Annotated in this window: 20 protein-coding genes and 2 pseudogenes; 13 read left to right on the top strand and 9 right to left on the bottom strand. The window is 68.0% G+C overall.

The window, feature by feature from the left end:
* The 3 genes and pseudogenes from AC2W7K_RS12410 to AC2W7K_RS12400 form a co-directional block, all read left to right on the top strand.
* Positions 1-206: pseudogene (locus tag AC2W7K_RS12410) on the top strand (hypothetical protein); the annotation flags it as partial.
* Positions 203-685 (top strand): SDR family NAD(P)-dependent oxidoreductase, encoded by a 483-nt coding sequence (locus AC2W7K_RS12405; protein WP_486006241.1) that lies wholly within the window; start codon positions 203-205, stop codon positions 683-685. The pseudogene AC2W7K_RS12410 and the gene AC2W7K_RS12405, both read left to right, overlap by 4 nt.
* A 213-nt stretch (positions 686-898) precedes the next feature.
* Entirely contained in the window at positions 899-2,383 is a 1,485-nt protein-coding gene (locus tag AC2W7K_RS12400; protein WP_198499600.1) for an amino acid permease, read from the top strand.
* Positions 2,384-2,474: 91 nt separating this feature from the next.
* Here AC2W7K_RS12400 and rlmB read toward each other — a convergent pair.
* A pseudogene (gene rlmB / locus AC2W7K_RS12395) lies at positions 2,475-3,415 on the bottom strand (23S rRNA (guanosine(2251)-2'-O)-methyltransferase RlmB).
* Positions 3,416-3,480: 65 nt separating this feature from the next.
* Complete coding sequence (gene cysS / locus AC2W7K_RS12390; protein WP_198499602.1) at positions 3,481-4,932, bottom strand: cysteine--tRNA ligase; 1,452 nt, start codon at positions 4,930-4,932, stop codon at positions 3,481-3,483.
* A gap of 177 nt (positions 4,933-5,109) precedes the next feature.
* On the opposite strand from cysS, the gene AC2W7K_RS12385 reads away from it, so the two are divergent.
* The 8 genes from AC2W7K_RS12385 to AC2W7K_RS12350 all read left to right on the top strand — a co-directional run bounded on the left by AC2W7K_RS12385 (position 5,110) and on the right by AC2W7K_RS12350 (position 11,919).
* Entirely contained in the window at positions 5,110-6,699 is a 1,590-nt protein-coding gene (locus AC2W7K_RS12385) for a sodium-dependent transporter (protein ID WP_198499603.1), read from the top strand.
* Positions 6,699-6,809: a methionine/alanine import family NSS transporter small subunit gene (locus tag AC2W7K_RS12380; protein ID WP_198499604.1), complete on the top strand. Its 111-nt coding sequence runs from the start codon at positions 6,699-6,701 to the stop codon at positions 6,807-6,809. The genes AC2W7K_RS12385 and AC2W7K_RS12380 overlap by 1 nt, the downstream gene beginning before the upstream one ends.
* Positions 6,810-7,070: 261 nt before the next feature.
* Complete coding sequence (locus tag AC2W7K_RS12375; protein WP_198499605.1) at positions 7,071-8,162, top strand: S-(hydroxymethyl)mycothiol dehydrogenase; 1,092 nt, start codon at positions 7,071-7,073, stop codon at positions 8,160-8,162.
* Positions 8,162-8,833, top strand: a complete 672-nt coding sequence (locus tag AC2W7K_RS12370) for an MBL fold metallo-hydrolase (protein ID WP_198499606.1) — start codon at positions 8,162-8,164, stop codon at positions 8,831-8,833. The genes AC2W7K_RS12375 and AC2W7K_RS12370 overlap by 1 nt, the downstream gene beginning before the upstream one ends.
* Before the next feature lie 208 nt (positions 8,834-9,041).
* Complete coding sequence (locus tag AC2W7K_RS12365) at positions 9,042-9,407, top strand: VOC family protein (RefSeq protein ID WP_198499607.1); 366 nt, start codon at positions 9,042-9,044, stop codon at positions 9,405-9,407.
* A gap of 198 nt (positions 9,408-9,605) precedes the next feature.
* Complete coding sequence (locus AC2W7K_RS12360) at positions 9,606-11,003, top strand: amino acid permease (RefSeq protein ID WP_198500780.1); 1,398 nt, start codon at positions 9,606-9,608, stop codon at positions 11,001-11,003.
* A gap of 141 nt (positions 11,004-11,144) precedes the next feature.
* The gene (locus tag AC2W7K_RS12355) at positions 11,145-11,633 is read left to right on the top strand and encodes a hypothetical protein (protein WP_232623693.1); all 489 of its coding nucleotides are present in this window, start codon (positions 11,145-11,147) and stop codon (positions 11,631-11,633) included.
* Positions 11,626-11,919: a transcriptional regulator gene (locus AC2W7K_RS12350; RefSeq protein WP_232623694.1), complete on the top strand. Its 294-nt coding sequence runs from the start codon at positions 11,626-11,628 to the stop codon at positions 11,917-11,919. The genes AC2W7K_RS12355 and AC2W7K_RS12350 overlap by 8 nt, the downstream gene beginning before the upstream one ends.
* A gap of 60 nt (positions 11,920-11,979) precedes the next feature.
* Here AC2W7K_RS12350 and AC2W7K_RS12345 read toward each other — a convergent pair whose 3' ends face one another.
* The 4 genes from AC2W7K_RS12345 to AC2W7K_RS12330 all read right to left on the bottom strand — a co-directional run bounded on the left by AC2W7K_RS12345 (position 11,980) and on the right by AC2W7K_RS12330 (position 15,022).
* Positions 11,980-13,047, bottom strand: a complete 1,068-nt coding sequence (locus AC2W7K_RS12345) for a hypothetical protein (protein WP_198499609.1) — start codon at positions 13,045-13,047, stop codon at positions 11,980-11,982.
* On the bottom strand, positions 13,044-13,523 hold the full coding sequence (ispF, locus tag AC2W7K_RS12340; protein WP_198499610.1) for a 2-C-methyl-D-erythritol 2,4-cyclodiphosphate synthase: 480 nt from the start codon (positions 13,521-13,523) through the stop codon (positions 13,044-13,046). The genes AC2W7K_RS12345 and ispF overlap by 4 nt, the downstream gene beginning before the upstream one ends.
* 93 nt (positions 13,524-13,616) lie before the next feature.
* A complete protein-coding gene (locus tag AC2W7K_RS12335) occupies positions 13,617-14,528 on the bottom strand; it encodes an IspD/TarI family cytidylyltransferase (protein WP_344249571.1) in 912 nt (303 codons plus the stop codon).
* An 11-nt stretch (positions 14,529-14,539) separates the two neighbouring features.
* Positions 14,540-15,022 carry a CarD family transcriptional regulator gene (locus AC2W7K_RS12330; RefSeq protein ID WP_137825680.1) on the bottom strand — a complete coding sequence of 161 codons (483 nt, stop codon included), beginning with the start codon at positions 15,020-15,022 and terminating at the stop codon, positions 14,540-14,542.
* 319 nt (positions 15,023-15,341) lie between these two features.
* On the opposite strand from AC2W7K_RS12330, the gene AC2W7K_RS12325 reads away from it, so the two are divergent.
* Positions 15,342-15,989 (top strand): hypothetical protein, encoded by a 648-nt coding sequence (locus AC2W7K_RS12325; protein WP_198499611.1) that lies wholly within the window; start codon positions 15,342-15,344, stop codon positions 15,987-15,989.
* A gap of 163 nt (positions 15,990-16,152) precedes the next feature.
* On the opposite strand, the gene AC2W7K_RS12320 is transcribed toward AC2W7K_RS12325, so the two are convergent.
* Entirely contained in the window at positions 16,153-16,833 is a 681-nt protein-coding gene (locus AC2W7K_RS12320; RefSeq protein WP_198499612.1) for a response regulator transcription factor, read from the bottom strand.
* Between the two features lie 75 nt (positions 16,834-16,908).
* Positions 16,909-18,282, bottom strand: a complete 1,374-nt coding sequence (locus tag AC2W7K_RS12315; protein ID WP_486006238.1) for a sensor histidine kinase — start codon at positions 18,280-18,282, stop codon at positions 16,909-16,911.
* Between the two features lie 229 nt (positions 18,283-18,511).
* On the opposite strand from AC2W7K_RS12315, the gene phoU reads away from it, so the two are divergent.
* Positions 18,512-19,174: a phosphate signaling complex protein PhoU gene (gene phoU, locus AC2W7K_RS12310; RefSeq protein ID WP_211978784.1), complete on the top strand. Its 663-nt coding sequence runs from the start codon at positions 18,512-18,514 to the stop codon at positions 19,172-19,174.
* A gap of 114 nt (positions 19,175-19,288) precedes the next feature.
* Here the strand turns inward: phoU and AC2W7K_RS12305 are convergent, their stop codons facing one another.
* Positions 19,289-20,233 (bottom strand): EamA family transporter, encoded by a 945-nt coding sequence (locus tag AC2W7K_RS12305; protein WP_486006237.1) that lies wholly within the window; start codon positions 20,231-20,233, stop codon positions 19,289-19,291.
* Between the last annotated feature and the right edge of the window lie 8 nt (positions 20,234-20,241).

Here is a 20,241-nt window from a genome sequence, read left to right as displayed (position 1 = left end):
TCGGCGCGCACGCGGCTGACACGCCGGGCGAGTCCGGCGGGGCCGGCGATGCCCGTTCAGACGGCGCGCGCGGGGAGGATCGGGGCAGCGCCGAGGCCGCCGTCGTCGACATCACCGATCCGGTCTCCGTCGACGCTCTCGTCGCCGCCCACCCCGCTGCCGAGGTCCTCGTCATCACCCCCGGGCGAACGTCCGCAAACGCCTGACGGCGACGACCGACGACGAGTTCGATCGGGTCATCGACATCAACCTCAAGGGCACGTACCGGCTGATGCGCGGGTTCGGCGCGCAGATGGCGCAGCGCGGACGCGGGTCGATCGTCACCTACGCGTCATTCAGGGCGCTCACCGTCGAACCGGGCCAGGGCCTCTACGCGGCGGCGAAGGCCGGGGTCGTCCAGCTGACGAAGACGCTCGCGAGCGAGCTCGGCCCCGCTGGCGTGCGGGTCAACGCGATCCTGCCGGGCCCCTTCGACACTCCGCTGACGCAGCAGATCAAGGCCGACGAGACGTGGTGGGAGGCCTACGCGGACAAGACGGCGCTGGGCCGGTGGGGCCGCCTCCACGAGATCGCCGGACCGGTTCTCTTCCTCGCCTCCGACGCGTCCTCGTACGTCACCGGCACCTCGCAGCTCGTCGACGGCGGCTGGATGGCCCACGACGGTCGGTTCACCCCTGACGTGTGAGCCCCCAACCCTCCGACACTGACCGTCCGCACCTGCCCCGGCATGAGCAACCGTCCCTGCCTGACCGGATCGGTCCGACCGCCTCGGCGAGTGTGATCTGAACCTCATCGCACGCGGCCACTGCGGGCGTCGTCCCAGGTGTGAGGCGGTTCACCCCGATCACGGTCAAACCTCGGTGTCAGCGGCCTGTGAACGACATGTGACAATGGCTCAATGAGTTCTCCGCAGCACACGCCTGCCCCACCGTCGGGGCAGGGCACAGGAATCGTCCGCCAATTGGGACGACGCAAGTCGATCACGAGCATGATCAAGGACACCGAGGATGCGAACTCGAAGGAGCTGCGGCGCACCTTCGGTGTCTTCCAGCTGACGATGATCAGCGTCGGCGCGACGCTCGGCACCGGCATCCTCGTCATCCTCGGCGAGGCCGTGCCGATCGCCGGCCCCGGGGTGTGGATCGCGTTCATCCTCGCAGGCATCACGGCACTGCTCTCGGCCGTCAGCTACGCGGAGATGGCGGGCATGGTGCCCGTCTCGGGGTCGAGCTACTCCTACACGTACGCGACCCTCGGTGAGGGCGTGGCCTGGGTCTGCGGATGGTGCCTCGTCCTCGAATACGCCGTGTCCGTCGCCGCGGTCGCCGTCGGTGCGGCCGACTACGTCAATGAGACGCTGCGGATCTTCGGACTCGAGCTGCCCCCGGCCCTCGCCTCGGGTCCCGAACAGCCCGGCGGGGTCATCAACCTCTCCGCCCTCATCGTCGTCGCTCTGGCCACGATCCTGCTCATGCGCGGGGCGAAGGAGTCCGGCATCGTCAACACGATCATCGTGTTCGTCAAGATCGGCATCCTCGTCTTCTTCTCGATCGTCGCGTTCACCGCGTTCCAGGCCGGGAACTTCGAACCGCTGCTGCCGATGGGCGCGGCCGGAGTCACGGCGGCGGCCTCGGTCGTCTTCTTCTCCTACATCGGCTTCGACGCCGCCTCGACCGCCGGTGAGGAGGCGAAGAACCCGAAGCGGGATCTGCCGCGGGCGATCATCCTCTCGATGGTCATCGTCACGACGATGTACGTGCTCGTCGCCGTCACCGCGATCGGCGCCAGGGAGTGGGAGTGGTTCGAGACCTCGACGGCTCCGCTCGTCCAGATCGTCCATGAGATCACCCAGTCGAACTTCGCGGTCTTCCTCTTCGCCGCCTCCTCGGTGCTCGCGATCTTCTCCGTCGTCATCACCGTCCTCTACGGACAGTCGCGCATCCTGCTGACGATGTCGCGCGACGGCATGGTTCCGCGCCTCTTCGGCGTCGTCTCCCCGCGCACCGGCACCCCGCTCGTCGGCACGCTCGTCACCGGCACCCTCGTCGCGATCACCGCAGCGCTCATCCCGCTCGGAGAGCTCGCGAACGCGACGAGTATCGGCACGCTCTTCGCGTTCTGCCTCGTCAACGTCGCCGTCATCTACCTGCGCGTGACGAAGCCGCAGCTCGAGCGGACCTTCAAGGCGCCGCTGGGGTACACGATCCCCGTGCTCGGCGCACTCGCCTGTGCGTTCCTCATGCTCAACCTCGGCGGCGTGACCTGGGCGGTCTTCGGCATCTGGATGCTCGTCGGGGCGCTCATCTACTTCGGCTACAGCCGCCGCCACTCCCGCGTCGGCGCGATGAGCGAACAGGACTACCGCACGAGCCTCGACGCCTGAGGGACACTCTCACCCTTGCGGCAGCAACCCGAAGGGCGCATCTGATCGGCGCCCAGAGGGCCGGCAGCGCCCGGGCGGCGGCTGAAAACGCTCACCCCCGACGGGCGCGGGCGACCTCGTAGAGACTCACGGCTGCGGCGATGCCGGCGTTGAGCGACTCGGTCGTCGCGGCGATCGGGATCGAGACGATCTGGTCGCACTTGTCGGCGATGAGGCGGGAGAGGCCCTTGCCCTCGGAGCCGACGACGATGCACAGCGGGTCGCTGCTGAAGGTGAGCTCGGGCAGGTCGACGTCGCCGTCCATGTCGAGGCCGACGACGAAGACGCCCTGCTTCTTCAGCTCGTCGATCGCGCGGGCGAGGTTGACGACCTGCGCGACCTTGATCCGCGAGGCGGCCCCGGCCGAGGTCTTCCAGGCCGCCGCCGTCATCGATGCCGCGCGGCGTTCGGGGATGATGACCCCGTGCCCGCCGAAGGCCGCGACGGAGCGGACGATCGCGCCGAGGTTGCGCGGATCCGTGATGCCGTCGAGAGCGACGATGAGCGGAGCCTCGCCCCGGTCGGCGGCGAACTCGAGGAGGTCCCGGGGATCGGCGTAGTCGTACGGCGGGATCTGCAGGGCGATGCCCTGATGGATCGCGTCTCGGTGAGCCGGTCGAGGTCGGACCGGCTGGCCTCGAGCATCGAGATGCCGCGGGCCGAGGCGAGCTTGATCGCCTCTTTGACCCGGTCGTCGGAGTCGATGCGGCTGGCCACGTAGAGCGCGGTCGCCGGCACCTCCTCACGCAGTGCTTCGACGACGGAGTTGCGCCCGGCGACCATGTTCGGCCCGAGCTCCTTCTTCTTCCGCTTCGCCTGCGCCGAGGCGTTGGCGGCCCGCTTCGCCTGCGCGGCCTTGTGCGCCTTGTGGTAGACGCGGTCCTCGGCCTTGGGCGTGGGCCCCTTGCCCTGCAGGCTGCGGCGGTGCTTGCCGCCGGATCCCTTGGGCGGGCCCTTCTTCTTCGACCCGCCGGAGCGTGGGTTGGAAGCCATGTCAGTCCTCTTGGTTCGTCGGTGCTGGGTGCGGTGCCCGGGTCTGCCCGGGCGCGTCCGCGGTCTCAGCTGTTCTTGAGATGGTAACGGTAGCCGTCGGTCGTGTCCTCGATCGCGACACCGGCGGCGGCGAGCTGATCGCGGATCGCATCGGCCTGCGCATAGTCCTTCTCCGCCTTCGCCGCGATCCGCTTGCTCGCGAGGTCGCCGACGAGCGCATCGAGGGCGGCTGCCGCCGGTGCGCTGCCGTCGGCACTGCCCCACACCTCGGCGCTGGGGTTGACGCCGAGGATGTCGAGCATGAGCTCCACCTCGGCGACGATCCGGGCCAGCTCCGGCTTGTCGGAACCGGCGTCGAGGAGCTTCGCGCCCTCGGTGACGCGGGCGAAGACGACGGACAGCGCGCGGGGCACGCCGAGGTCGTCGTCGAGGGCGGCGGCGAACTCGACGGGGACGTCGATGATGCGGTCGGCGTAGGCCGCTGCGACGTTCGGCAGCGGCGGTGCCTCGTCCCCGAGCGCCTGCCGGGCCCGGTCGAGGAAGTTCGAGAGCCGCTCGAGCGACGCGGTCTGGCGCTCCATCGCCTCGGGCGAGTACTCGAGCACGGAGCGGTAGCTCGCGCTCGTGAGGAAGTAGCGCACCGCAAGCGGGCTGAAGCGGGCGAAGAGGTCGGAGGCGAAGACGGAGTTGCCGAGCGACTTCGACATCTTGTCCCCGCCGACGTTGAGCAGGCCCGAGTGCATCCAGATGTTGGCGAACTCGTCACCGGCGGCACGGGACTGGGCGAGCTCGTTCTCGTGGTGCGGGAAGCGCAGGTCGAGGCCGCCGCCGTGGATGTCGAAGTGCGACCCGAGGTACTTCGTCGACATCGCCGAGCATTCGATGTGCCAGCCCGGGCGGCCGCGTCCCCACGGGGACGGCCATGAGGCGGTCTCCGGTTCGCCGGGCTTGTGCGCCTTCCACAGCGCGAAGTCCCGGGGATCCTTCTTCCCGCGCATGTCCGAGTCCTCGGCCGGCTCCATGTCCGCCAGCCGCTGGTTCGTCAGCTCCCCGTAGTCGGGCCACGAGGTCGTCGAGAAGTAGACGTCCCCGCTGCCGTCGAGCGCGGGGTAGGCGTGACCGGCCTCGATGAGGCGGCTGATGAGCTCGTGCATCTCCGTGATGTGGCCGGTGGCCCGGGGCTCGTAGCTCGGCGGGAGGACGTCGAGGGCGTCGTAGGCGGCGGTGAAGGCGCGCTCGTAGAGGTAGGCGTGGGCGAACCAGGGCCGTCCCTCTTCGACGGACTTCGAGAGGATCTTGTCGTCGATGTCCGTGACGTTGCGGATGAGGGTGACGTCGTAGCCGCGGTAGAGCAGCCAGCGGCGGAGCACGTCGAAGACCGACGCGGACCGCAGATGCCCGATGTGGGGTTCGCCCTGCACCGTGGCGCCACACGTGTAGATCCCGACGTGGCCGTCGATGACGGGCCGGAGATCTTCGGTCGTGCGGGTGGCGAGGTTATACAAGGCGATAGTCACCCGCCCAAGTCTACCGGGGATGGATCACTCCCGAACCGAGACCATTCGGTGCCGAATTGTGACCCGCGACACGTGATGAGCGCCACCACTCACAAGCAACTCCCAGTAAAATGGAAGTCGATCATCCGCAAGCAGGAGGCATCGTCGCCTCCTGGCGGTGAACTACGAAAGGTCATCATGTCTACCACCACACCCCAGAGGGAGGTCTTCGCCACCCGCGGCGCGTTCATCTTCGCAGCCATCGGTTCGGCAGTCGGCCTCGGCAACATCTGGCGCTTCCCGTATGTCACGTATGAGAACGGCGGCGGCGCCTTCATCATCCCCTACCTCGTCGCACTGCTGACGGCGGGCATCCCGCTGCTCTTCTTCGACTACGCGATGGGCCACCGCTCCCGCGGCTCGGCGCCGCTGGCGTTCCGCATGGCGACGAAGGTCGCGGAGCCGATCGGCTGGTTCCAGACCGGCGTGGCCGTCGTCATCGGCATCTACTATGCCGCGATCATCGGCTGGGCCGGGGCGTACATGTTCTTCTCGCTCAACCAGGCGTGGGGCGATGACGCGGAGACCTACTTCTTCGGCAGCTTCCTCCAGATGGGCGATCCGGGCGTCTCGTTCGAGTTCGTGCCGATGATCCTCATCCTCGTCATCGTCGTCTGGGTGATCACCCTCGGTGTCCTCCTCGGCGGCGTGCAGGCAGGCATCGCCCGCTTCTCGAAGATCTTCATCCCGCTGCTCATCATCCTCTTCCTCGCGCTCGTCATCCGCGCACTGTTCCTGCCCGGTGCGGCCGAGGGCCTCAATGCGCTGTTCACCCCGGACTTCTCCGCCCTGTCGGATCCCGCGGTGTGGATCGCGGCCTACGGGCAGATCTTCTTCTCGCTGTCGATCGCGTTCGGCATCATGATCACGTACGCGTCGTACCTGAAGAAGAAGACGAACCTCACCGGCTCCGGCCTCGTCGTCGCATTCTCGAACTCGGGCTTCGAGATCCTCGCCGGCATCGGCGTCTTCGCCGCGCTCGGCTTCATGGCCGCAGCGTCGGGCTCGCAGGTCTCGGACGTCGCGACCAGCGGCATCGGACTGGCGTTCGTCGCCTTCCCGACGCTGATCTCCGAGATGCCCGGCGGCGGACTCTTCGGCTTCGCGTTCTTCGCATGCCTCGTCTTCGCCGGTCTCACCTCGCTCATCTCGATCGTCCAGGTGCCGATCCAGGCGCTGCGCGAGAAGTTCGGGATCGGCAACAAGGCCTCGATCCTCCTCGTCGGCGGTGCCATGGCGATCATCTCGATCCTGCTCATGTCGACGGTCACCGCCCTCTACGTGCTCGACACGATGGATGCCTTCGCCAACAACATCGGCATCGTCGGCGCGGCCGTCGTCGGCCTCATCGTCGTCGGCTGGTTCGCCCGCAAGCTGCCCGTGCTGCGCGATCACCTCAACGCGATCTCGAGCTTCAAGGTGGGCTGGTTCTGGATGATCATCCTCGGCGGCGTCACCGCTCTGGTGCTCGCGTACATGCTCATCACCCAGATCATCACCTACGCCACCGAGGGCTACGGCGAATACCCGGCGCTCATCATCGGCGTCTTCGGCTGGGGCATGATCGCACTCCTCATCGTCATCGCGGTCGTCCTCTCGCTCATCAGGTGGCCGAGGAAGACGATCGAGGAGGCGGACGCGGCGATCGCCGATTCCGTCGCCGAGGAGCAGAAGGGCCACCACACCGGGCGGCATGCCGCCGATGAGACCACACGAGGAGGGAACTGATGGAACCGTCAGCCATCATCATGATGATCATCGCGATGGTCACGGTCTGGGGCGGGCTCGCCGCAGCGATCGTGCACCTGCGCAAGCACCCGGACACCGACGTCGACTGATCACCGACCCACGCAACACCTGATCAGCGACAGCGGGGCGTCTCCCACCTTCGGGAGGCGCCCCGCTGCGCATGCGCGCTCACGTCACCCCGCCTCGGCGAGAGGGTCCTGCCCCTCCTGATCCCACGGAGGTCGCGCTGACGTCACACGATGCGGACGCGGTGGTCGCCGGTCGGGTGGCGTCGATAGGGTGGACAGCGTACGAACCCCCATCGGCGCGCAGCCGTCGCGGTCGCGCACCGATCACCCCTAGGAGGCGCAATGCCACAGACTGTCAAGGGCGTCATCGCACGCAGCAAGGGCGCACCGGTCGAGCTCACCGACATCGTCATCCCCGACCCCGGCCCCGGTGAGGTCGTCGTCGACGTCCAGTCGTGCGGAGTCTGCCACACGGATCTGCACTACCGCGAGGGCGGGATCAGCGATGACTTCCCGTTCCTCCTCGGGCACGAGTCGGCTGGGGTCGTCTCGGAGATCGGCGAGGGCGTGACGAACGTCGAGGTCGGCGATTTCGTCATCCTCAACTGGCGTGCCGTGTGCGGCGAGTGTCGCGCGTGCAAGCGCGGGGAGCCGTGGTACTGCTTCAACACGCACAACGCCGAGCAGAAGATGACGCTCACCGACGGCACCGAACTCACCCCGGCCCTGGGGATCGGGTCGTTCGCGGAGAAGACGCTCGTCGCCGCCGGCCAGTGCACGAAGGTCGATGAGTCGGATCCGGCGGTCGTCGGTCTGCTCGGCTGCGGAGTCATGGCCGGCATCGGCGCGGCGATCAACACCGGTGGGGTCACCCGCGGCAAGTCGGTCGCGGTCATCGGCTGCGGCGGAGTCGGCTGCGCGGCGATCGCCGGGTCCTACCTCGCCGGAGCGGGCACGATCATCGCCCTCGACATCGACGACCGGAAGCTCGAGTGGGCGAGGGAGCTCGGCGCCACGGAGACGGTGAACACGAAGGGCATGAGCGAGGACGAGGTCGTCGCCGCGATCCAGGAGCGGACGAACGGCTTCGGCGCCGACGTCGTCATCGATGCGGTCGGCCGGCCGCAGACGTGGCGGCAGGCGTTCTACGGGCGCGATCTCGCCGGCACCGTCGTCCTCGTCGGCGTGCCGACCCCGGAGATGGAGCTCACCGTGCCGCTGCTCGACGTGTTCGGTCGCGGCGGCAGCCTCAAGTCCTCGTGGTACGGCGACTGCCTGCCCGAACGCGACTTCCCGATGCTCGTCGACCTCTACGAGCAGAAGCGCCTGCCGCTCGAGAAGTTCGTCACCGAGCGGATCGGCATCGGCGACGTCGAGGCGGCGTTCGCGAAGATGGAAGAGGGAACCGTGCTGCGATCGGTGGTGGAAGTCTGATGGCTGGGATCGAGCATGTCGTGACGTCCGGGACGTTCTCGCTCGACGGCGGGACCTGGGATGTCGACAACAACGTCTGGATCGTCGGGGATCAGTCGGAGGTCATCGTCATCGACCCCGCCCATGATGTCGATGCCATCGCCGAGGCGGTCGGGCCGAGAGAGGTCAAGGCCATCCTCCTCACGCACGGTCATGACGACCATGTCGGCGTCGTCCGGGACTTCGCGAGCCGGGTGGGCAATCCGACGATCTACCTCAACCCGGATGACTACGTGCTCTGGGACATGACCTACGAGGGCTACCGTCCCGAGGGGCAGATCGCCGATGGCGACACGTGGCGGGTCGGCGGGGTGACGATCAGGGCGCTGCACACGCCAGGCCACTCCCCCGGGTCGACGAGCTTCTTCATCGAGACCGGGCTGCCGGTTCCCGCCTCGGCGGGGGCGGGGTCCGCGGTCGGACCGGTGCTCTTCTCCGGGGACACGCTCTTCAACGGCGGTCCCGGAGCGACGGGACGGTCGCATTCGAGCTTCGAGACGATCATCGAGTCGATCAGGGATCGGCTCTTCGCTCTGCCCGATCCGACGATCGTCCTCACCGGCCACGGCGAGGCGACGTCGATCGAGGCGGAGAAGCCGAGCCTCGACGAATGGATCAAGCGGGGGAGCTGAGGGTTCTTCAGCGGAGTGCACGACGACGCAGTGTCCGACGACTCTGCGCGGCTACCGAAGCGCCGCGACGCCACTGAAACGGCGTCGCGGCGCTGCGGCATTCACCCCGCGACAGACCCGCGCGACGCAGAGCAGTCCCGTCGCACACGCGGCAGTCCCGCCCCGTACACCCCTATACACCGCGCGGTGCGTCGACCACACTGGTCTCATGGCCAAGACGAGCAGAATCATCAGCGTCTCCGTCCCCGTCAGCGACCTCGACGAGGCAACCCGCTTCTACACCGACGTCCTCGGATGCTCGGTGACCTACGACGGCGAGCCGATGCCCGGCAACCGCATCGTCGAAGTGGCCCCGCCAGGATCGGACGTCGCGATCGTCCTCATCCCGCAGGGCAGTCAGATCCCCGTCGCCATCCGCCTCGAGACACCCGACGCCGAGGAGGCGCACGAGCGCATCTCGGCCGCCGGTGTGACGATCCACAACGACGAGGTGCTGCGCTGGCCCGGGGTACCTCCGATGTTCTCGTTCACCGACCCCGACGGCAACGGCCTCGTCTACCTCCAGGACGACTGAGCCGCGCCTGAAGCCCGCGACGACTGAGCCGCGCCTGACGTCCAGGACGACTGAGCCCCGCACACAGTCCACGACGACCGAGCCCTGCACCCCTACACCACAACGACGGATCACCGTGGCACACCCCACCCCGTGAGACGGGCATCACCCTGCGCCCGTTAGACTGCTCTGGTGCCTGATTCACATTCGCAGTCGCCGGTGACCGCCGACTCCGCCCACACCAGCCCTCAGCCCACCCCCGACGGCTCCGGCCTCAAGGCCGGAATGCGGCCCCGCCACCTCGTCATGATGAGCCTCGGCTCGGCGATCGGTGCCGGCCTCTTCGTCGGCTCCGGGGCGGGAGTCCAGGCCGCTGGGCCCGCGGTCCTCGTGTCCTACGTCGTCGCCGGCCTCATCGTCATCTTCGTCATGCGGGCGCTCGGCGAACTCGTCGCCGCCGACCCGAACCCCGGCGCCTTCTCCCACTACGCCGGCAAGGCCATGGGCCCGGCCGCCGCGTTCGCCGTCGGCGCCCTGTGGTGGGTGCAGCTGTGCCTCGTCGTCGCCGCCGAGGCGACCGCCGCCGCGCAGATCGTCGCCGGCTACCTCCCGTCGGTCCCGCAGTGGGTGCTTGCACTCATCATCATGATCGTCTTCACCGCGATCAACCTCACGACCTCCGGCAGCTTCGGCGAGTTCGAGTTCTGGTTCTCCCTCATCAAGGTCGCCTTCGTCGCGCTCTTCGTCGTCCTCGGTATCGCCTACCTCCTCGGCTGGACCCCGGCGGCTCCCCCGACCGAGATCTTCGCCGACGGCTTCATGCCCACCGGCATCCCCGGTGTCGCCGCCGGACTCCTCGTCGTCGCGTTCGCCTTCGGCGGCATCGAGATCGTCGCGGTCGCCGCCGCCGAGACCTCCGACCCCAGCCGCTCGGTGTCGAAGGCGATCAAGACGATCGTCTGGCGCATCCTCTTCCTCTACATCGGCTCGGTGGCGATCATCGTCCTCGTCCTCGACTGGACCGATCCCCGCCTCGCCGACTCGCCGTTCGTCGCCGTCCTCGACACCGCGGGCCTGCCGTTCATCGCCTCCCTCCTCGCCGCCGTCATCGTCATCGCGCTGCTGTCGTCGATGAACGCGAACATCTACGGCGCCTCCCGCATGTCGTTCTCGATGGCCCGCCGCTCGATGCTGCCGTCCGGCCTCGGCCGCACGAACCGGCGCGGCGTTCCCGTCGCCGCGGTCCTCGCGACGTCCGTCTTCGGCTTCATCGCCGTCGCCCTCAACTACTTCTGGGCCGCCGAGGTGCTCGGCATCCTCCTCCAGATCGTCGGCTCGACTCTCATCGTCACGTGGGTCGCCACCCTCGTCTCGCAGCTCATCCTCCGCCGCCGCGCCGAGGCCGCCGGCACCCCGCTGCCGCTGAAGATGTGGCTGTTCCCCTGGCTGACGTACGCGGCCCTGGCCGGCATCGCCGTGATCATCATCCTCGGCCTCACCGTCGAATCGGTCCGCACCCAGATCATCGGCACGCTCATCTTCACCGCCGCCCTCTACCTCATCGGCATCGCCGTGACCCGCCGCAACCGGGCGAAGGGCATCGTCGCCGAGGTGTGATACGGACCCTCCCGTCAGAGGGACATCCGTCGGTCCCCGTCGCCGAGGTGGTCGTCGAGTCGCCCCGCACCGCGCAGTCAGCGCGATGCGGGGCCGTTCTTTGTGTTTCCATCATGGAAACATTGAGGTAGAGTTTCCTCTATGGAAACACAACAGGCCTCAGACCACGACCGAGAAGAGGCGCGCCGAGCACTCCTCGCTGCGCGCTGGGAGGAAAGGAAGACCTCCTCCGGACACATCCCCAAGTGGCTGTTCGTGTACAGCGCAGCCTTGAACTTCGGCTTCGCCTGGACCAACCTCGCGGCACCACCCGGTTCAGCGATCGCTGTCAGCGCGGTCATCGCGCTCACCGCTGCCATGGTCGTCCAGGTCGTTCTTCTCGTGAGGTACGTGTGGTGTCCGAAGGGGTATCGATTCGTCAGAATCCAGTGGAAGGTCCTCCTCACACTTGTCTGCATTGCGATGCTGCTTGTCGGCGGGACATCCGTGGTGGCGTCACTGTTCGGCCATGACGGAGACACCGTGTCCGGTGCCTGGTCGATCATCGCCGGCCTTCTCTGCCTCCTCCCGATCCTCCTCGACGCGGCCGAGAAGCACTGGCCGAAGCGCAAGGGACACCACAGTGCCTGACGCCGAATTCAATCCGCTCATCCACGCCCCGATCCGCTTGCGCATCAGCGCAATGCTGTCACAGGCGAAGGGCATCGAATTCGGTGAGATCCAGTCTCGCCTCGACATCTCCAAATCGGCGCTGAGCAAGCACCTGTCACAGCTCATCGACGCAGGCTACGTCGACGAGACGAGCATCGTCCGGCTCGGCCGCTCGCGGCAGTGGCTGTCGCTGACACCGGCGGGTCTCTCCGCCTACAGATCCCACCTCGCCGCGCTGCGCAGCATCATCGACGCCGACGACTGACAGCGTCCCCCGACTCGACCGGACTGACGCTGCGGCCTCTGCCCGGCGGGCGCTGAGTTCTCAGCGCCCGCCGATGCGCTCCCGCAGTTCAGCGGCCAGCGCGCTCAATGCTTCGTGTTCGCGGGCTGCGCCGATCCACCCGTCGAGCATCGCGAGCGTCTGACCCTCGTGTCTGGCGAAATGGCGTCCGGCATACTCACGCATCGGGATCGGCGAGATCCGGTCGGCGGTCTCGAGCACCATGCGGGCGACCGCCGGCACGACCGGCACCGGCATTCCGGTCACGGCACGGACCGCCTCGGCGGCGGCATCGCTCGGCAGCCGCAGATGATCGAGCAGGCGATCCCACTCCCCTCCCCCGGCACTCAGCTGCGCCACGTACGGGATGAAGAGCGCCGGTGAGGCGATGAGAACGTCGAGCGGCACGGTGACGACGGCCGGACCGAGCTCACGGGTCAGTGCGCGCAGCGGATGCTTCGGACCGGCGGCGAGGAAGACCGGTGCCCCGAACGGCGACCAGAACCGCACCTCATGACCGGGGTCGACGCCGGGTGCGGCATCGAGCCGTTCGGAGAGGAACGCCGGAGAGAAGACGACGACCTCGGCGCCGGGGAACATCCCCTTCGCGATGTCGACGTCCCCGTCGACCTGGCTCGTGATGGCCAGCCACCGCGGGGCGACGGCCCTGAACGCCGAGGCGACCGCCGCGTCGAGATCGCCCGGTCGAGTGGTGAGGACGACGAGATCCCACGTCGTCGGCACGCGACGGCGCGTGCGCTTCCCGTGCTGGGCAGCGGCGCGGGCCCGCGCCACCGAGACGCCGGACCCGGGAGAGCCCGACGCGCCCGTGTCATCGTCGGCCGCAGCGATCCGGAATCCGCCGGCGGCGTCGATGCCGGCCCAATCGGTGACCGTCACCCGCCTCGTCGCGGCGACCTCGGTGACACTCCAGCCGGGTTCCCCGGTGTCCGATTCGCTCAATGCATCTAGCCACCGCACCCGCCGCGGATAGGCAGCCCGCGGTCGGTCGAGCAGGGTTCGGGTGACGACGACCGTCTCGTGCCGGTGACCGAGCAGCGCGGCACCTGCGAGGCCGACCGCACCCGCACCCTGGAAGAGGATTCTCATGGCCGGTACACCAGCGCATTCGCGATCGCGGCCACGCCCTCACCGCGACCCGTGAGACCGAGCGCATCCGTCGTCGTCCCCGACACGGACACCTCGGCGCCGACCGCCTGGCTCAGCGCCTCCTGCGCCTCGCTGCGCCGTTTGCCGATCTTCGGGCGGTTCCCGATGACCTGGACGGCGATGTTGCCGATCTCGAACCCGGCTGCGCGGACGAGTCGGGCCGCCTCGGCGAGGAGGCTCACCCCGGATGCCCCCGCGAATTCCGGGCGATCGACGCCGAAGTGCGCGCCGAGGTCGCCGAGGCCGGCAGCGGAGAAGAGCGCATCACAGCACGCGTGCGCGGCGACGTCGGAGTCCGAATGGCCGTCGAGGCCACGCTCCCCCGGCCACAGGAGGCCGGCGACCCAGAGTTCGCGGTCGGGGTCGTCGGCGAACGCATGGACATCGACACCGATTCCGGTCCGGGGAATGGTCATCGCGTGGCTCCTAAACGGTGAGGCAGTCGTCTGCGCGGTGAGGCAGTCGTCGACTTCCAGGATAGGTGCCGGCCAGCGCGCACGCCTGAGCGCTCACCTCGAGGCGGGATGCGACCGGCCGCGCTCGCGGGCGATGTGCTCGGCGAGGACGAGGTCGAGCGGGTACGTGATCTTCAGCGATTCCTCGTCCCCGGCCACCGCGACGACATCGACGCCGAGGCGCTCGACGAGTCCCGCGTCATCCGTCGCCTCGCGGGCGCCGGCGCCGAGTGTCCGGACTTCCTCCCGGTAGCTCGCATGGGCACGCCGCAGTGTCTCGGCGGCGAAGCCTTGCGGGGTCTGGACCCGGCGCAGACTCCCCCGGTCGAGGTCGCCGCGGAGGACTTCGACCTCGGCCGCGTGCCCCCGAGGTGGATCCGGCTGCTCCCGAGGTGGATCCGGCTCGAGATCGGCGTCATCGTCGAGCGGGATCCGCCTCGGGGACTCCTCGGCCCGGCGGACGGTGTCGATCATGGGCAGGACGGGCACGACCGCCTCGGCGCCGGACGACACAGCATCGGTCACCCGGTCGAACACCGCCGGCGGGGTGAGCGCGCGGGCGGCGTCGTGGACGAGGACGATGTCCGGGTCACCGGCTGCCGTGAGGGCCGCCTCGACGGACTCGACACGGTCGGCACCACCGGGGACGACGATGATCTCGACTTGCCCCGGGCGGACGCGGCTCTCGTGGGCACCCGCACCGCTGCCGCCACTCACGTCAGCCTCGGCACCACCACCGACCCGACCAGACCCGCCACCCCCCGCGAACCGTCGGCGCACTTCGGCGACCTCCGCCTCGGCGAGGGACACAAACACCTCGGGAGCCGCGACCACGATCGTGGTGGCGACTCCCGAGGTGATGATGGCGTCGAGACTATGCGCGAGCAGAGTGCGACCGTCCACCTGGACGAAGGCCTTCGGCTCGGTGTGCCCCAAGCGCGTGCCCGACCCTGCGGCCGGGACGATGACGCAGGTGCTCAGGACGCGAGCACTTCGTCGAGGAGCGCTTCGGCTTCGGACTCCTCTTTCTTCTCCGCGAGTGCGAGCTCGGAGACGAGGATCTGGCGAGCCTTCGACAGCATGCGCTTCTCACCGGTCGACAGTCCGCGGTCCTGTTCACGGCGCCAGAGGTCACGGACGACCTCGGCGACCTTGATCACGTCACCGGACTGCAGCTTCTCAAGATTCGCCTTGTACCGGCGAGACCAGTTGGTGGGTTCCTCGACGAATTCCGCCCGCAGGACGTTGAAGACCTTCTCCACACCCTCTTCGCCGACGACGTCACGGACGCCGACGAGATCGCAGTTCTCCGCGGGGACCTCGATGACGAGGTCACCATGGGCGACCTGGAGCTTGAGATACAGTTTCTCCTCACCTTTGATGGTTCGTTGCCTGATTTCTTGGATTGTCGCTGCACCGTGATGTGGATAGACAACAGTGTCGCCGACCTGGAAACTCATATTCTCTTCAAACCCCTTTCGCGGAATCCCAGTTTACCATGAGGCGCGCCACAGAAATCGTCCAGGATGGGGTTTCCTCATGCTAGGCTCGGCCTTTTTGGCCGCAGTCGTCAGGATCTCGCCGAGGCGGCCCAGGCCTCCCAGCGGACGCGCAGAGAACAACGGTCAGGTTGTCGTCTTCGTCACCGTCGGCCACGTCGTCAGCCGGGCAACTCGTGTTGGCGTCAGCGCCTCGGGAAGTTCACAGACAAGGTTCTACAGCTGGTCAAAAACCGGGTAGTATACAGACGGATCTTGTATTGCCACTTCAAGGAGCACAATGAAACGGCACAACCGCGCAGCTCTCGCACTTGCCGCCCTCGCGCTCGTCATCCCCGTCAGCGGATGCGCGAGCCTGATCTCCCCCCAGCAGACGGCTGAGTACCGCTACAACGGCGGCGACGGCGCGTGGGGAACGGTCGGCGACGTCGAGGTGCGCGGCCTCCTGCTCATCATGGACGAGAGCGGCGAGGGCCCGGCCCAGCTGTTCTTCACGCTCATCAACAAGGGCACCGAGGCGGCCAACGTCACGGTCGCGGTCTCCGGAGACTCCTTCTCCGAGTCGGTTCCCGCCGGCGAGACCTTCATCCAGGATCCCGAGAGCCCCCAGTCGACCGACAGCGAGCAGCTCATCGTCGACCCCATCGACGCAAAGCCCGGTGACCTCGTCGACGTCACCGTCTCCACGGGCGGCCAGGAGCAGACCATCGAGACCCAGGTCCTCTCCAACGTCCTCCCCTACTACGAGGAGTACCTCCCGTCGGAGTCGCCGTCGGCGGTGCCGACCGACGACGCCACCGAGGAGACCTCGACCGAGGGCACCGGCACCGAGACCTCGACCCCGACCGAAGGTGCTGCGAGCACCGAGGGCACGACGTCGACCGAGGGCACGACCGCGACCGAAGGCACCGCAGCCGCCAACGGCTGACGCCACGTGCCGGGCCGCACCGGCCTCCCGGCACGCCCGAATCTCCCGGCGCGCACCATCTGCGCCACAGCACGAAGGAGCCGCTCACTTCGAGTGAGCGGCTCCTTCTGTACCTGTATGGGTCTGTATCTGTATGGGTCTGGTCTGTGCTCTTCTGGGCCCGTTATGCCTCGAACTTGTACCCGAGGCCGCGGACGGTGGTGAGGAGCTGCGGCTCGGACGGGTTCTGCTCGACCTTCGCGCGCAGGCGCTTGACGTGGACGTCGAGGGTCTTCGTGTCCCCGACGTAGTCCTCGCCCCAGATCCGGTCGATGAGCTGACCGCGGGTCATCACGCGCCCGGAGTTGCGGACGAGGATCTCGAGGAGCTCGAACTCCTTGAGCGGCATCGACAGCTCCTCCCCGCGGACGGAGACGACGTGGCGCTCGACATCGATCCGGACCCCGCCGGCCTCGAGGATCGAATCGTCGAAGCTCTCTGCTTCGACGTTGCGTCGCAGCACCGCGCGGACGCGGGCGAGGAGCTCACGCGAGGAGTACGGCTTCGTCACGTAGTCATCGGCGCCGAGTTCGAGCCCCACGACCTTGTCGATCTCCGAGTCCTTGGCCGTGAGCATGATGATCGGCACGTTCGACTTCGCCCGCAGCTCGCGGCACACTTCGGTGCCCGAGGCACCGGGCAGCATGAGGTCGAGGAGGACGAGATCAGCGCCGTTCCGGTCGAACTCCGCGAGGGCCTTGAGGCCGTCATCGGCAACGGTCACCTCGTACCCCTCCTTGCCGAGCAGGTACGACAGCGGATCCGAGAACGAATCCTCGTCCTCAACAAGCAGAATTCGAGTCACGTCGTGAGCTTCCTTTGTTCGCTTCCAGTGGGCAAAACCTGGGCGGTCCCATTCTCCTCCGGGCCCTCACCGTTGTCACCGTCGCCCGCCGAGGCGGTCCCCCGGGTCCCCATCGACCCTATCGTCGCCGGGCTGTCCGTCGGCGGCCCGTTCTTCAGCGGACTGTTCGTCACCGGTCCGTTCGTCAGCAGGCTGTTCGTCGGCGTTCTGCTCGCTTCCGGCTCGCGCCGAGTCGCCCTCGGCCCGCACCGCGTCGCCCCCGGCCTGCGCCGAATGCTCGAGCAGCACCCCTTCAGGCGCCGTCGAGGTCGCCTCGGCGACGGTCTGCGTACCGGCCAACGGCAGGACGATCGTGAACGTCGACCCCTTGCCGAGCTGGCTCCACACCCTGACCTCACCGCCGTGGGTGGCGACGATGTGCTTGACGATGCTCAGCCCGAGGCCCGTGCCGCCGGTGATCCGCGAACGGGCGGGATCGACGCGGTAGAAGCGCTCGAAGACCCTCTCCGTGTCCTGCCGGGACAGTCCGATGCCCTGGTCGGTGACGGAGATCTCGACGCGTTCGTCGACGAGTTCGACGCCGACGCCCACGCGGGTGCCGTCAGGTGAGTAGTTGATCGCGTTGTCGATGAGGTTCCGGACCGCGTTGACGAGGAGCTCGTAGTTGCCCTCGACGAGGAGGCTCGAGGGCGGGGCGATCTCGATGTGGATCCGCTTCGCCTCGGCGCGGGTGTGCGCGCGGTCGGCGGCGTCGTCGATGACCTCGGCGGCCGAGATCTTCTCCGTCGTCGACGGGGCGGCATGGTCCTGGACGCGGGAGAGGTCGATGATCTCCTGGACGAGCTGGGTGAGGCGCTTCGATTCGCGCTGCATGCGCCCGCCGAAGCGCTCGACCGCCGCCGGATCGTCGGAGAAGTCGGTGACCGCCTCGGCGAGGAGGGCCATCGCCCCGATCGGGGTCTTGAGCTCGTGGGAGACGTTGGCGACGAAGTCCCGGCGGACGGCATCGACGCGCTTCGACTCGGTCTGGTCGTCGCAGAGGACGAGGATGAACGCGGTGCCCAGGGGCGCGATCCGCGCGTGGAGGTAGCGCAGGACGGCGTCGGAGGCCTCCCGCTTCTGTTCGAGGTCGATCTCTTCGATGAGCCCCCGCGCACGCACCCGCTCGACGACCTCGAGCATCTCCGGCGACGTCAGGGAATGCCCTCTGACCAGGCCGAACGTATAGGCGGCCGGGGAGGCTTTGACGACGTCGTCGCCGGCGTCGAGGACGATCGCCGCCGACTGGAGGACGGCGAGCACCTCGGCGATGCCCTCGGGCAGATCGTCTTCGGAATGCAGGTCGGCAGCATCGCGGGAGCGTTCGCTGAAACGGAACGCCAAAATGCCCGCTATGCCGAGTCCCAGGCCGACGATGCCGGTCAGGACCGCTACAATCAAGAGATCCACGTGAACAAGCTTAGGCGCAGTCTGCTTGCCGGTCGCACCGGATTCACCCGCTGACAGGGCTTTTGGCGAGGAATTCACCGAACCGCCAGTTGCCGTTCACGCGGCGATGGAAAGCTGAAGTCAGTGTGCCTGCAGGGACAAGCCGCACTGTCGAGCAGTCCGAGCACGGCCGATCCCGAGATCTGCGCCACGCACTCTCACCTCGCACGAGACAAAGGAAGCATCCTCAATGCGCGAAGTCTTCAGGAATGAGCTCGATGAGCTGGCCACCCAGCTCGTCGACATGTCCACCAAGGTCCTCGACTCGATCCGCCTGGCGAATCAGGCCCTGCGGAGCAACGACCTCGAGCTCGCCGAACGCGTCATCGAAGCCGACGCGAAGATCGATGCCATGCAGCACACCCTCGACCAGCAGGCCGCCGAGATCCTCGCCCTCCAGGGACCCGTCGCCTCCGATCTGCGTGCCGTCATCGGCGCGCTGCGGATGAGCGCCTCGCTCGAGCGCATGGGCGACCTCGCGCGTCACATCGCCCAGCAGGTGCGCATCCGCTACCCCGAATCCGCGATCCCCAAGCACTTCGAGCCGACGTTCCTGCGGATGGGCGATTCGGCGGAGAAGATCGCCGAGGCGACCGAGAACCTCCTCAACAACCCCGGCCTGTCGATGGTCCCGACGATCAACGCGATCGACGAGGAGCTCGACGAGCTCCACCTCTCCGTGTTCGCGCAGCTCGCCGACGCCCCCGCCGAGGATCTCGCCCCGCGCCACATCGCCGACGTCACGCTGCTCTCGCGCTACTACGAGCGCTTCGGCGACCACGCCGTGTCGGTCTCGCAGAAGGTCGAGTACCTGCTCACCGGCAACTGGGAGCCCTACCTGTCCCGGAAGTGAGCGCTCTGCCGGACAGATGACGACGACGATCGCCGAGGTGGTTGACCCACCTCGGCGATCGTCGTTTCCGTGTCTGCTCGATACATCCCTGCTCGGCACATCAGGGTCCCCCGCTCACCCCCGCGACGGCGTCCGCGGGCGTCTCACGGGCGACGACGCACGTCGACGCCGGCGGGGCACGCCCCTGATCCCCCGGGCGATCGTCCGGTGCACCCCCGTCGTCACCGCGACACCGAGGATGAGGAGGGCCCCGCCGATGAGTTCGGGCACGGTCGGCCGGTCGCCGAGGACGAGCCACGCCGCCCCGACCCCGACGGGCGGGACGAGGAGCGTGAACGGGGCGACCTGCGAGGCGGGGAAGCGGGCGAGCAGAGAGTTCCAGATGACGTACCCGATGAGCGAGGCGACGCCGGCGGTGTAGACGACCGAGGCGAGGACACCCCACGTCGGGTGCGCGAGTGAGCGGACCACCTCGGCGGGGCCGTCGATGAGCAGGGAGAGCCCGAGCATCGGCAGCGGCACGACGAGACCCGACCACACGGTCATCTGCAGACCGCTGATGCCCGGCTTCACCCCACGGGCGATGACGTTGCCGATCGCCCAGGACAGTGCCGCACCGAGGCAGACGACGAAGGCCACGACGGGGATCGACGCCTGGAGGCTCAGGCCGATGACGGCGAGGCCGGCGACCCCGATGAGGATGCCGATGATCTGGCGGCGGTTGGGGATCTCCCGCAGCGCGAGCGCGGCGACGAGGACGGTGAAGGCGGCCTGGATCTGGAGGATGATCGAGGACAGTCCGACCGGGAGGCCGAGGAAGAGCGAGGTGTAGAGGAGCCCGAACTGCCCGGCGGACATGAAGACGCCGATGAGGAGGATGCGCCCGAAGCTGCCGCGCGGGAAGCGCACGAAGAGGATCGCGGGGATGACGACGACGGTGAACCGCGCCGCGACGAGGAGCAGGGGCGGCCAGTCCCGGAGTCCGAAGTCGATGAAGATGAAGTTGACGCCCCAGAGGACGACGACGAGGAGGGCGAGGAGGTAATGGACGGGGCGCATGACTTCAG

The organism is Brevibacterium sp. LAARM2_SD2, assembly GCF_057364785.1.
The sequence above is the reverse complement of the archived record's forward strand: the minus strand, read 5'-3'. Positions and strand labels throughout refer to the sequence as shown.

What these genes read in the sequence shown, in the direction of transcription:
- AC2W7K_RS12400 (WP_198499600.1), top strand. Translation starts at nt 899, where the DNA reads ATGAGTTCTCCGCAGCACACGCCTGCCCCACCGTCGGGGCAGGGCACA.
- AC2W7K_RS12385 (WP_198499603.1), top strand. Translation starts at nt 5,110, where the DNA reads ATGTCTACCACCACACCCCAGAGGGAGGTCTTCGCCACCCGCGGCGCG.
- AC2W7K_RS12380 (WP_198499604.1), top strand. Translation starts at nt 6,699, where the DNA reads ATGGAACCGTCAGCCATCATCATGATGATCATCGCGATGGTCACGGTC.
- AC2W7K_RS12375 (WP_198499605.1), top strand. Translation starts at nt 7,071, where the DNA reads ATGCCACAGACTGTCAAGGGCGTCATCGCACGCAGCAAGGGCGCACCG.
- AC2W7K_RS12370 (WP_198499606.1), top strand. Translation starts at nt 8,162, where the DNA reads ATGGCTGGGATCGAGCATGTCGTGACGTCCGGGACGTTCTCGCTCGAC.
- AC2W7K_RS12365 (WP_198499607.1), top strand. Translation starts at nt 9,042, where the DNA reads ATGGCCAAGACGAGCAGAATCATCAGCGTCTCCGTCCCCGTCAGCGAC.
- AC2W7K_RS12355 (WP_232623693.1), top strand. Translation starts at nt 11,145, where the DNA reads ATGGAAACACAACAGGCCTCAGACCACGACCGAGAAGAGGCGCGCCGA.
- AC2W7K_RS12345 (WP_198499609.1), bottom strand. Translation starts at nt 13,047, where the DNA reads ATGAGAATCCTCTTCCAGGGTGCGGGTGCGGTCGGCCTCGCAGGTGCC.
- ispF (WP_198499610.1), bottom strand. Translation starts at nt 13,523, where the DNA reads ATGACCATTCCCCGGACCGGAATCGGTGTCGATGTCCATGCGTTCGCC.
- AC2W7K_RS12330 (WP_137825680.1), bottom strand. Translation starts at nt 15,022, where the DNA reads ATGAGTTTCCAGGTCGGCGACACTGTTGTCTATCCACATCACGGTGCA.
- AC2W7K_RS12325 (WP_198499611.1), top strand. Translation starts at nt 15,342, where the DNA reads ATGAAACGGCACAACCGCGCAGCTCTCGCACTTGCCGCCCTCGCGCTC.
- phoU (WP_211978784.1), top strand. Translation starts at nt 18,512, where the DNA reads ATGCGCGAAGTCTTCAGGAATGAGCTCGATGAGCTGGCCACCCAGCTC.
- AC2W7K_RS12305 (WP_486006237.1), bottom strand. Translation starts at nt 20,233, where the DNA reads ATGCGCCCCGTCCATTACCTCCTCGCCCTCCTCGTCGTCGTCCTCTGG.